The sequence below is a fragment of the Micromonospora sp. NPDC004704 genome (genome assembly GCF_053601675.1).
In genome coordinates this window covers 16,313-26,811 of the sequence record NZ_JBSGCD010000036.1, presented here as the reverse complement: position 1 = coordinate 26,811, position 10,499 = coordinate 16,313, and the positions used below count along the sequence as shown (strand labels likewise).

Annotated in this window: 11 protein-coding genes; 10 read left to right on the top strand and 1 reads right to left on the bottom strand. The window is 69.9% G+C overall.

Translation table 11 applies throughout. From position 1 onward, the window contains the following. Positions 1-43 precede the first annotated feature (43 nt). The 10 genes from ACWEFB_RS31955 (at position 44) to ACWEFB_RS31910 (ending at position 9,089) form a co-directional block, all read left to right on the top strand. Positions 44-301 carry an acyl carrier protein gene (locus tag ACWEFB_RS31955; protein WP_452291402.1) on the top strand — a complete coding sequence of 86 codons (258 nt, stop codon included), beginning with the start codon at positions 44-46 and terminating at the stop codon, positions 299-301. A gap of 37 nt (positions 302-338) precedes the next feature. Then, positions 339-1,595 carry a beta-ketoacyl-[acyl-carrier-protein] synthase family protein gene (locus tag ACWEFB_RS31950; protein WP_326559277.1) on the top strand — a complete coding sequence of 419 codons (1,257 nt, stop codon included), beginning with the start codon at positions 339-341 and terminating at the stop codon, positions 1,593-1,595. Beyond that, positions 1,592-2,698 carry a beta-ketoacyl synthase N-terminal-like domain-containing protein gene (locus ACWEFB_RS31945; RefSeq protein WP_452291399.1) on the top strand — a complete coding sequence of 369 codons (1,107 nt, stop codon included), beginning with the start codon at positions 1,592-1,594 and terminating at the stop codon, positions 2,696-2,698. Before ACWEFB_RS31950 ends, ACWEFB_RS31945 begins: the two co-directional genes overlap by 4 nt. Then, a complete protein-coding gene (locus tag ACWEFB_RS31940) occupies positions 2,688-3,113 on the top strand; it encodes a 3-hydroxyacyl-ACP dehydratase FabZ family protein (protein ID WP_452291397.1) in 426 nt (141 codons plus the stop codon). The genes ACWEFB_RS31945 and ACWEFB_RS31940 overlap by 11 nt, the downstream gene beginning before the upstream one ends. Next, positions 3,113-3,634 (top strand): 3-hydroxyacyl-ACP dehydratase FabZ family protein, encoded by a 522-nt coding sequence (locus tag ACWEFB_RS31935; protein WP_452291395.1) that lies wholly within the window; start codon positions 3,113-3,115, stop codon positions 3,632-3,634. Before ACWEFB_RS31940 ends, ACWEFB_RS31935 begins: the two co-directional genes overlap by 1 nt. 20 nt (positions 3,635-3,654) lie before the next feature. Continuing rightward, a complete protein-coding gene (gene fabG, locus ACWEFB_RS31930; RefSeq protein WP_452291393.1) occupies positions 3,655-4,401 on the top strand; it encodes a 3-oxoacyl-ACP reductase FabG in 747 nt (248 codons plus the stop codon). Positions 4,402-4,415: 14 nt separating this feature from the next. Then, the gene (locus tag ACWEFB_RS31925) at positions 4,416-6,089 is read left to right on the top strand and encodes a phytoene desaturase family protein (RefSeq protein WP_452291391.1); all 1,674 of its coding nucleotides are present in this window, start codon (positions 4,416-4,418) and stop codon (positions 6,087-6,089) included. Between the two features lie 96 nt (positions 6,090-6,185). Then, positions 6,186-7,259 carry a class I SAM-dependent methyltransferase gene (locus ACWEFB_RS31920; RefSeq protein WP_452291389.1) on the top strand — a complete coding sequence of 358 codons (1,074 nt, stop codon included), beginning with the start codon at positions 6,186-6,188 and terminating at the stop codon, positions 7,257-7,259. A 34-nt stretch (positions 7,260-7,293) separates the two neighbouring features. Continuing rightward, positions 7,294-8,247, top strand: coding sequence for an ATP-binding cassette domain-containing protein (locus ACWEFB_RS31915; RefSeq protein WP_326559270.1), 954 nt, complete (start codon positions 7,294-7,296; stop codon positions 8,245-8,247). Then, complete coding sequence (locus tag ACWEFB_RS31910; protein ID WP_452291387.1) at positions 8,244-9,089, top strand: ABC transporter permease; 846 nt, start codon at positions 8,244-8,246, stop codon at positions 9,087-9,089. The genes ACWEFB_RS31915 and ACWEFB_RS31910 overlap by 4 nt, the downstream gene beginning before the upstream one ends. Positions 9,090-9,148: 59 nt before the next feature. Here the strand turns inward: ACWEFB_RS31910 and ACWEFB_RS31905 are convergent, their stop codons facing one another. Beyond that, positions 9,149-10,414 (bottom strand): sensor histidine kinase, encoded by a 1,266-nt coding sequence (locus ACWEFB_RS31905; RefSeq protein WP_452291385.1) that lies wholly within the window; start codon positions 10,412-10,414, stop codon positions 9,149-9,151. Positions 10,415-10,499: the final 85 nt, after the last annotated feature.

Sequence of the window (10,499 nt, the reverse complement as noted above, 5' to 3'; positions counted from 1 at the left end):
GTACGCACCACCACCGTCCGTCGCGACACCATCTGGAGGAACCGTGAGCGCATCCGCAATCGACACCGAACGCTTCGAGGAGATCAAGGAGATCGTCTGCGAGACCCTGGAGCTCGAACCGGAGGAAGTGACCGAGAGCAGCCTCTTCCAGGAGGAGCACGGTTCGGACTCGCTGGGCGCGATCGAGGTGCTGTCGGCCCTCGAACGCCGCTACCACGTGGTGATCGACCAGGCCGAGATGGCCCGGATGACCAACCTGCGCGGTGTCTACGACGTCGTGGCCAAAGCAGCGAACTGGTAGCCGGATCAGGCGACGCGACGATCGGACGGGAGCGGTCATGTCAGCTAGCAGGGAAACAGGTTCGGCGCACCGCGTGGTGCTCACCGGTGTCGGGGTCTTCTCCAGCATCGGCGTGGGCGCTGATCAGTTCGCGGCCGGCCTGCGTGCGGGACGGTCCGGTGTCCGGCCGATCAGCGTCTTCGACACCACCGGGTTCGCCCACACCAACGGCTGCGAGGTCGTCGGCTTCGAACCGGAGTCGTGGATCCGCAACACCCCGATCGAGCAACTCGGTCGGGCCAGTCAGTTTTCGGTGGCGGCGGCCAGGATGGCGGTGACCGACGCCGGTCTGGACGATGAGACGCTCCAGGCCCGACGCGGACTCATCTCCATCGGTACCACCGACGGTGAGTCGTACGACCTCGATCACCTGGTGGGGCAGGACGTGGCCGGCGGGCCGACCCGGATGGAACCGGCCCGTGCCCGTCGCCTCCCCGCGTCCCGTCTGGCCATGTCGGTCGCCCGTGAGCTCGGCCTGTCCGACGTGGAGGCGATCACGATGGCGACGGCCTGCTCGGCCGGTAACTACGCCATCGGGTACGGCTTCGACGCGGTCCGTTCCGGCGAGGTCGACTTCGCGCTCTGCGGCGGCGCGGACGCGATGTGTCGCAAGACCTTCACCGGGTTCTACCGGCTCGGCACCATCGCGCCGGAGTTCTGCCAACCGTTCGACAAGAACCGCAAGGGGATCCTCACCGGTGAGGGCGCGGGGGTGCTGATGCTGGAGTCACTCGCGTCGGCGCAGCGGCGCGGCGCCCGGATCTACGCCGAGATCCGCGGTTACGGGCTCAACTGCGATGCCTACCACCAGGTGGCACCCAACGAGAGCAGCGTTGCCCGCTGCATGGCGCTGGCCCTCGCGGATGCCGGCGTCACACCGGCGGAGGTCGACCTGATCTCCGCGCACGGCACCGGTACGAAGGCGAACGACGTGACCGAGACCCGGGCCATCCGCAGCGTCTTCGGCGCAGACACACCACGCACCGTCTCGTTGAAGTCGATGCTCGGTCACACCATGGGGGCGGCCAGCGCGCTCAGCGCGATTGCCTGCGCGCTCGCCATCAAACAGGGCTTCATCCCGCCGACGATCAACCACGTCGAGACCGATCCCGACTGCGATATCGACTGCGTACCGAACCATTCGGTGCCGGCGCAGTTGCGGGTGGTGCAGAACAACGGGCTCGCCTTCGGCGGGAACAACGCGATAGTCATGCTCGGCCGTTACGAGGACGCGGACAACGGGGTGATGGTGTGAGTGCCACGGGGGTCGACGCGGACCGTTTGGTCATCACGGCCTGGGCGGCCGTCTCCCCGTACGGGGTCGGCCGGTCGGCGTTCGTCGAGGGACTGCGGGAGCAGCGGCCGACGGACACCGAGGTGCGCGCCCCGCAGTGGGACGTGCCCGACGACCGGGCCTGCCTGGTACCCGGCTTCGACATCCGGGAGATGTTGGGCAAGAAGGGAACCAGGGCGATGGACCGGGGCACCGCTCTCGCCCTGTCGGCCGTCGGCGCGCTGCTGACGGATCTCGGCCCGGACGGGGGCGTGCGGGGACGCGACGACACCGCCCTGGTACTCGGTACCTCCTTCGGCAGCACCCAGACGATGATGGACTTCACCCGGGCCTCGCTCACCGAGGAGAAGCCCTTCTACGTCGACCCGGCGATGATGCCGTACGCGGTGATGAACGCCGCCGCAGGCCAGTGCGCGATCTGGTACGAGCTGCGGGGACCGAACACCACCATGGCGGGCGGGCGGGGCAGTGCGCTGCTCGGTCTGCGTTACGCCCGCCGGTTGCTGGCCAACGGCCGGGCGGCGCGGGCACTGGTGGGGGCGACGGAGGACTACTCCCGGAGCCGGTCGTGGCTGTGGCGGCAGGCGGCGCCGGAGACTCCGGTGGTGCTCGGCGAGGGCGCGCTGATGATGCTGGTCGAACCGGTCGGTGCGGTCGGCGCGGATCGTCGGCCGTTGGCCGAGGTCCTGGTCGTCGAGTCGCGGATCTTCTTCGACGCGGACCCGCGTGCGGAGTTGGCGGCCTGCATCCTCGCGGCGCTGAAGGCCGCCGGCCTCGGCACCGGCGATGTCGACCTCGTGGCGCTCAGCGACGCGCCCGGACCGCTGGGGGGACACGAGCGGCAGGTGGTCGCCGAGACCCTCGGTGAGGAGGTGACGGTGCTGCCGTCGGTGTCGGGTCTGCTCGGCGAGACCGCGTGCGTGTCCGGAGCCTTCCAGATCGGTTCGGTGCTGGCGACCGCGCACACCGCCGGTGGTCTCGGCGGAAGGGTCGCGCTGGTCACCTCGGTGGATCGGGACGGCACCGTGGCCTGCGCCCTGCTGAGGCTCTGCGATGCATCCTGAGGCGACCTCGACGTCGGTCCGGCAGCCGCTGAGTCCGCTGCGGGAACCGGTCCGGGTGGTCCGGCGGGCGGCCCTGGTCGATGGCGGGTGGCGGTCGGCGGCCAGCTTCAGGGTACGCCCGGACGAGCCCGTCCTCGCCGGACACTTTCCGGGCTTCCCGATCTTTCCCGGAGTGTGCGTCATCGAGTCGGTGCTCCAGGCGGCGACGCGTACGGCACCGCCCGAGTTCGGCCCGCTCCGCCTCGACACGGTCGAATCGGCCCGTTTCCGCGACGCCGTCTATCCGGGGGACACCCTGGCGATCGAGGTCGAGTGGGACCGGGTCGACCAGGGGACGGGTTGCGCCGCCCGGGTGTCGACAGAGCGCGGGCTCGCCGCGCTGGTCCGGCTCCGGCTGCGGCAAGGTGACCGGTGATGGGTACGACGCCGCAGCCGTCGCTCGCACACCGGTACCCGATGTTGCTGATCGACCGGGTGGTGACGATCGAGCCGGGTAACCGGATCGTCGCCGTGAAGGCGGTGACGCGCAACGAGCCGTGGTACGCCGGCACGGCTCTGGACACCGACGAGCGCCGGGTGGCGTACCCGCAGACCCTGCTGCTGGAGTCGTGGGTGCAGGCCGCGGGCCTGTTGTTGACCACCGCCGACGTCGGTTCGGATCGCGTCATGCTGCTCGGTGCGATCTCCGGGGTCGGGTACGGCGACCCGGTTCTCCCCGGTGACCTGGTCGAGCATCACGCACGGCTGGTGCGGGAGGTCGCGGACACCGCGATCCTCGAGGGCCACAGCCTGGTGGGTACCACCAGGGTGCTGACCGTACGCCAGGCGGTGGTGACGATGCGCCCACGGGTGCAGTTGCGGGTCCCGGAGTACGGGAGCCCGGCGGCCCGGCAGGGGAGTGACCCGACGAGTGTCGGCGCTTCGGTGGATCGGTGACGGGAATGGGAGACGGAATCATGGACGAGGGCGCATCGCGGCTCGCGGTGGTCAGTGGTGGGTCCCGGGGCATCGGCAGGGCGACCGTGCTGCGGCTGGCGGAGGAGGGATTCGACGTCGCCTTCTGCTACCGGGCCGACGAGGAGTCCGCGCACCAGGTGACGGTCCAGGCCGGCAAGTGGGGCACCCGGGTGGTCGCCAGCAGGGTCGATGTGACCGACGCCGATGCGGTGCGCGCCTGGATCAGCCGGACGGAACGCGAGGTGGGTCCGATCTCGGTGGCGGTGACCTCCGCCGGCATCACCCGCGACGGCCCTCTGGTGACGATGTCGGACGACAACTGGGGTGCCGTGATGCGCACCAACCTGGACGGCGTCTACCACGTCTGCCGTGCGGCGGCCTTCGGCATGATGAAGCGCAGGCGTGGTTGCATCGTCAACATCTCGTCCGTCTCCGGCGTGTACGGCAACGCCAAGCAGACCAACTATTCCGCGGCAAAGGCCGGGATCATCGGATTCTCGAAGGCGCTGGCCAAGGAGGTCGGCCGTTACGGGATCCGGGCCAACGTGGTGGCACCCGGCTTCATCGACACAGACATGACCGACGCCCTGTCCGGTTCGGTCAGCGAGCGAATTCGCGATTCGGTCGCGCTGGGTCGGATGGGTACCGCCGAGGAGGTCGCCGACCTGGTCTCCTTCCTGGCCTCGGACCGGGCCACCTACATCACGGGCTCGGTCGTCGAGATCCACGGCGGGATATCGATCTGATGCCGGGACAATCGATGCGCGGTGACGACCTGTCGTGGGACGTGGTTGTCGTGGGTAGCGGACTCGGGGGCCTGACCTGCGCCGGCTACCTCGCGGCGAGCGGCCGGCGGGTGCTGGTTCTCGAACAGCACGACGTCGCCGGCGGCAACGGGCACGTCTTCCGGCGCAGGCGTGCGTACGAGTTCGACGTCGGCGTGCACTATCTGGGCGACTGCGGGCCGGGCGGCACCATTCCCGCCATCCTCGCCGGTCTGGGTCTGCGTGATCGGGTCCGGTTCCGACCGATGGACCAGGACGGTTTCGACCACATCGTGATGCCGGGGCGGTCGGTCGACGTACCGGCGGGCTGGGACCGTTATCGGGACCGGCTGCTTGCCACCTTCCCCGCCGAGACCGAAGGTTTGCTCCGGTACTTCGACGTCTGCGCGGAGGTGGTGCGGGCCGCGCCGGGTGCCCCCCCGACGCCCGGCGGCGGTCACCGGATCGAGGCGTCGACGACCGTGGCGTGGCACCGACGGACCCTGGCCGATCTGTTCGACCACTGCCGGCTCTCCAGACCGGCGCGGTCCGTGCTGGCCGCGCAGAGCGGCAACTACGGGTTGGCGCCGTCGGCCGCCTCGGTCGGCGTGCACGTCAGGATGATCGACCACTACCTGCACGGCGCCTACTACCCGGAGGGCGGTGGGCAGATGCTTGCCGCCTCGTTGGTGGAGTCCCTGGAATCCAACGGCGGCGAGCTGTGGACGCGCTGTGCGGTGTCCCGAATCCTGGTCGAGGGCGGGCGGGCGACCGGGGTGACGCTCGCCGACGGCCGGACCATCCGGGCCGACCTGGTGGTGTGCAACGCGGACTACCGCCGGACCGTCCTGGAACTGGCCGGCGGCAGCGACGCCTTCACCACGGCGGTGGTGGAGAAGACCGACCGGGCGGTGCCGACCCTGGCGCTGACGGTGCTCTACGTCGCACTGGACACGCCGCTGCCGGAGCGGCGCAACGCCAACCTGTGGTGGTTGCGCGACGACGACATCGAAGGGCTCTACGCCCGGTTGGCCGCCGGCTCGTTCGACACGGTGGACTACCTGTTCTGTTCCTTCGCGTCGCTGAAGGATCCGCACAACCGCGCGGTGTGTCCACCCGGACACTCGAACTTCCAACTGATGACCCTCTGCCCACCGGGATACGAGCGGTGGGGGGTGAGCACCGGCCCGGCGGAGGGCGGACGCTACCGCCGCAACGAGGTCTACCAGCGGGAGAAGCAGCGGGTGACGGACGCGATGCTCGACGCCGCGGAGGAGGCACTCGGTCCGTTCCGGGACCGGATAGTGCATCTCGAGACGGCGACGCCGCTGAGTCAGGAGCGCTACACCTGGTCCACCGGCGGCACCCCCTACGGCCTGGGCCGCTGGGGCGCCGGCGTCGGTACCCGACCGGACACCCGGACCACCGTGCCGGGGCTGTACGTGGTCGGCCAGAGCACCCGGCACGGCAGCGGGATCGGCGGGGTGATGGTCGGTGGTGCCATGTGCGCCGGACAGATCCTCGACCGGCCGCTGCTCGCCCAGGCCCGGTCCGGCACGGTGATCGGTGACCCGGCCGTCCTTCCGGACCGCCCGGCGGACTGGGATCCGCTGGCCGTGTCCCGAGGCACCGCCCGACGAGACGCGCGGGGACTCGCCCGCATTGGCTGATCAACGCCCGACACATTCACCCGAACGAATGGGGATCGAACCGTGAGACTGTCCACACCACAGCCGACTGCCGCAGCGGTGGGTACTGCGGAGGAGATGACCAGCCTCGTCGACATGGATCTCGTCTCGGCGTCCGGTGCCGACCACGGTGTCGTCCGTGCCGCGCACCGGATGTACGAGCACCTGATCGGGATCTGGGCGCCGGGGGTGATCGAGGCCGCCTTCGACCTCGGTGTCTTCGTGGCACTCGGGGACCAGCCGGTCACGGCCGCGCAACTGGCCGACGAGCTCGACACCAATCCGCGCGGCATGCGGGTGCTGTTGGACGCGCTGTACGCGTACGAGATTCTCGACCGTACGGTGACCGACGGCGCGGTGGGTTACACGCTCCCGTCGGACCTGCGGGAGTGCCTGCGGCCCGATGGCCTGTACAGCCTGGCGGGCAAGATGCGCTACGACCGGATGCGGGCGTGGGACGCCTGGCGCAATCTGGCCGACGAGGTACGCGGCACCGGCGGCGCGACGCAGCAGCACAACCAGATCTCCGACGTCCAGTACGAGTCGTTGGCACGAGGCATCAACTTCTGGGCGCCGCCGATCGTCTCCGCCCTCGCGGGCGCGTTGCGCGAACACGGCTGGACCCCGGACCAGGCCACGAAGCTGCTCGACGTGGGCTGCGGCACCGGCCTGTACAGCCAGCTCATGCTGCGGGAGTTCCCGGCGATGTCCGGTCTCGGGATTGACGTACCCCGGATCGTCCCGATCGCCCGGTCGCAGAGCGAGCGGGTGGGGGTGGAGGCAAGGTTCGACGCGGTGGTGCGGGACTTCTGGGAACAGGACTGGGGCAGCGGCTTCGACCTGGTGCTGTTCGCCAACATCTTCCACCTCCAGACCCCGGACGCGGCGCAGGACCTCAGCCTCAAGGCCAGCAAGTCGCTGGCCGACGGCGGCGTCGTCGCCATCATCGACCAGATCATCGACGATGGCACCGGACCCGGTACGACCCAGGACCGGTTCTTCCGACTCTTCGCCGCCTCGATGCTCGCCACCGGCGGCGGGGACGCCTACACGCTGAGCGAGTACGACCAGTGGCTCAACACGGCGGGGCTGCGCCGAATCCGTCTGATCGACACGCCGATGCACCGGATCCTGCTTGCCGTGCGCGCCTAGTGCCGTGGCCCGCGAACAACCGATTGGGGGAGCGATGGACCTGGCGATAGAGGTTGAGGCGCTCGGCAAGTCGTACGGTGGCCGAGCTGTGCTCTCCGAGGTGAGCTTGACCGTGCCGGCCGGCACGGTGCTGGGCGTACTCGGGCCGAACGGCGCGGGTAAGACGACCATGGTCCGGATCCTGACCACACTGCTCGCCCCCGACCGGGGCCGGGTACGGGTGGCCGGGTTCGACGTGGTCGGACAGGCCCGGGAGGTCCGGCGGAAGATCGGTCTCTCCGGGCAGTACGCGGCCGTCGACGACACCCTGACGGGCGAGGAGAACATCGTCCTGCTCGCCCGGCTGTCGCGGCTCGGCCGGCGGCGTTCCCGGGAACGGGCGACCGAGCTGCTGGAACGGTTCGATCTGACGGACGCGGCGCGGCGACCGGTGCGGACCTACTCCGGTGGAATGCGCCGGCGACTGGACCTGGCCACCTGCCTGATCGCCGAGCCGCCGGTGCTGTTCCTCGACGAGCCGACCACCGGTCTCGACCCGACCAGCCGGGCCACCCTCTGGGCGCTGGTACGCGACCAGGTCGCCGAAGGGGTGACCGTGTTGCTGACCACGCAGTACCTGGAGGAGGCCGACCAACTGGCCAACCAGCTCGTGGTCATCGACAGCGGGCGGGTGATCGCCGAGGGGACGCCGGACGAGCTCAAGCGCAAGGTCGGTGGGGAGCGGCTCGAGGTTTCGGTCCGCGCGGATCTGGTTCCCGCCGCGCTCGCCGCCCTGGTGCCGGTCGCGGTCGGTCCGCCGATGGTGAGCCGGGCCGGTGACACCGTTTCGGCACAGTTGATCAGTGGCATCGACAGCATCGCGGAGGCGGCGGCTGCCCTGCGGGCCGCCGGCCTGGACGTCACCGACTTCGCCCTGCGCCGGCCCTCCCTCGACGACGTCTTCTTTCAACTCACCGGAGCACCGACGACCAAGGGCGGCGAGTCATGAGTGCAGGTGTGCTCGACGGCGGGCGCGTAGCCGTCCTGGATCGTTTCGACGACGTCGTGCCGATCTTCGGAGACGTGACCGCGCTGGTCGGCCGGCGACTGCGGCACCTGCGCCGCAGCCCGGGCAAACTGCTCGCGGTCGCGTTGAACCCGCTCGTCATGATCGTGGCCCTCGGCTACCTGTTCGAGGCGTCCATCGTGGTGCCGGGGGGCGGCACCTACCAGGAGTACATCTTCGCCGGGGTCGCCGCGCAGATCGGGCTGACGGCCATCGGTCCGACCGCGGTCGGTATGGCCGAGGATCTGCGCAACGGCCTGGTCGACCGGTTCCGTACGCTGTCGATCTCCCGTGCGGCTGTGCTGATCGGGCACACGGTCGCCGATCTGATCCTCTCGGCGGTGACCCTGCTCCTGGTCACCGGAATGGGTGTGCTGCTCGGCTGGCGTCCGCACAACGGGCTCGGCCAGACCGTCGCCGGATTCGCACTGCTCCTGATGTTCAGTTACGCGACGCTCTGGGTCGGCGTGCTGCTGGGGCTGGTGATGCGCAGTCTCGAGTCGATCGAGTCGACCGGCTCGCTCGTGCTCGTACTCTTCTCGTTCGTCTCCAACGCGTTTCTCTCCACCGAACGGATGCCGGGCTGGCTGGGTGCCGTCGCGGAATGGAACCCGTTGAGCTGCGTGGCCGCCGCCTGCCGCCACCTGTGGGGCAACCCGATCGCGGCCAGCGGCAGTCTTCCATCGGAGCAGCCGGTGCTGGTGGCCGTGGTGGTGCTGGCGCTGATGATGGTGATCACCGTGCCGTTGGCGGTGCGGGCATTCAGCACCGCGGCGACGCGCTGACGAGATACTCCCGCCGCCGCCGTCGGGTGCACCTCCGGCACCCGCGACGGCGGCAGGGATCAGGCCGGGTTGCTCGTGTTCAACTCGCACGGGATGTCGAACCTGATGGTGGTACCGCCGCCGGGAGGGCTGGCCACGGCGGTGGTGCCGTCGAAGACACCGAGCCGGCGTTCGATCCCCTCCAGGCCACCGCCCGTTGTCGGTGCCGCGCCGCCCCGCCCGTTGTCGCCGACCAGGAACGAGAGGGTGCCGTTGACGAAGGTGCCACGTACCCACGCGTGGGTGGCGCCGCTGTGCTTGATGGCGTTGGTGAGGGCCTCCGTGACGGCGAAGTACACGGCCGACTCGATCGGCTCGGGCGGTCGTGCGGGCAGTTCGATGTCGACCTCCACCTCCATCGGGATGCGGATGGCCAGCGCCTGCAGCGCCCCGACCAGGCCACGGTCGCTGAGCACCGGCGGCCGGATGCCACGGACGAGGGCCCGCAGTTCGGTGATCGCCTGGCTGTTGTGCGCCCGGGCTTCGGCCAGCAGGCTCTGCACCTTGGGGTCGTCGGTCAGCATGGTCTCGGCGAGTCCGAGGTTCATACCGAGGGCGACCAGATGAGCCTGGGTGCCGTCGTGCAGGTCGCGCTCGATCCGGCGCAACTCCGCGGCCTGGTGGTCCACACTGTGGGCGCGCGAGCTGGCCAGACGCTCGACCCGGTCGGACAGCCGCGAACGTTCGTCGGGCCGCAGGCAGAGTTCGACCAGGCGGGCGTACCAACGCATCAGCGCGGGGGTCAGCCACCACCAGCCGACCAGGTACAGGATCCCGTTGGGTACGGCGATGGTGAGCGCGCTCGACACGTCGGTGACCCGCAACCCCAGGGGAAAGTCCAGTGCGGCGTCGGCGGGCAACTGACTCCAGATCAGCGGAAGCGCGAGGCCGAGTACGCCGGCCAGGAAGAGTGCCACCGGCACCAGACAGAGCGCCAGGCCCGCTGTGCAGTCGACGAACAGCCAGCGGATGTCGCGCCAGGTCGCAGGGTCCTTGGCCACCGCCTGGAAGCGCATCACCCAACCGCGCTCCGGAACGGGTCGATAAAGACGGCCAATCACCACGCCCATCTTCTCGCCGGCCCACAGCCTGCGCCGGTCCGCGAACCGACGGAGCGCGAGCACAGCGCTGACGAAGAGCGGCAGACCGATCCACACCGCCGCGAGGGTCAGGGTGGTGAGCACCCAGGTGAGCAGGAGCAGTTCGGCCACGGCGAGCCCGGCCATCATGAACGCCCAGCCCAGCAGCTCCCAACGTCCGGCCATCCGGTCGATGCTCTTTGTCATGTCGATCCCCTCGCGATGCCCCGCCGCCGGGTGGCGCCATCGGCGGACGAGCCGCCGTTGACCCGATTATCGAGTAGGCCGTCGT

What these genes read in the sequence shown, in the direction of transcription:
- ACWEFB_RS31950 (WP_326559277.1), top strand. Translation starts at nt 339, where the DNA reads ATGTCAGCTAGCAGGGAAACAGGTTCGGCGCACCGCGTGGTGCTCACC.
- ACWEFB_RS31940 (WP_452291397.1), top strand. Translation starts at nt 2,688, where the DNA reads ATGCATCCTGAGGCGACCTCGACGTCGGTCCGGCAGCCGCTGAGTCCG.
- ACWEFB_RS31935 (WP_452291395.1), top strand. Translation starts at nt 3,113, where the DNA reads ATGGGTACGACGCCGCAGCCGTCGCTCGCACACCGGTACCCGATGTTG.
- fabG (WP_452291393.1), top strand. Translation starts at nt 3,655, where the DNA reads ATGGACGAGGGCGCATCGCGGCTCGCGGTGGTCAGTGGTGGGTCCCGG.
- ACWEFB_RS31925 (WP_452291391.1), top strand. Translation starts at nt 4,416, where the DNA reads ATGCGCGGTGACGACCTGTCGTGGGACGTGGTTGTCGTGGGTAGCGGA.
- ACWEFB_RS31920 (WP_452291389.1), top strand. Translation starts at nt 6,186, where the DNA reads ATGACCAGCCTCGTCGACATGGATCTCGTCTCGGCGTCCGGTGCCGAC.
- ACWEFB_RS31915 (WP_326559270.1), top strand. Translation starts at nt 7,294, where the DNA reads ATGGACCTGGCGATAGAGGTTGAGGCGCTCGGCAAGTCGTACGGTGGC.
- ACWEFB_RS31910 (WP_452291387.1), top strand. Translation starts at nt 8,244, where the DNA reads ATGAGTGCAGGTGTGCTCGACGGCGGGCGCGTAGCCGTCCTGGATCGT.
- ACWEFB_RS31905 (WP_452291385.1), bottom strand. Translation starts at nt 10,414, where the DNA reads ATGACAAAGAGCATCGACCGGATGGCCGGACGTTGGGAGCTGCTGGGC.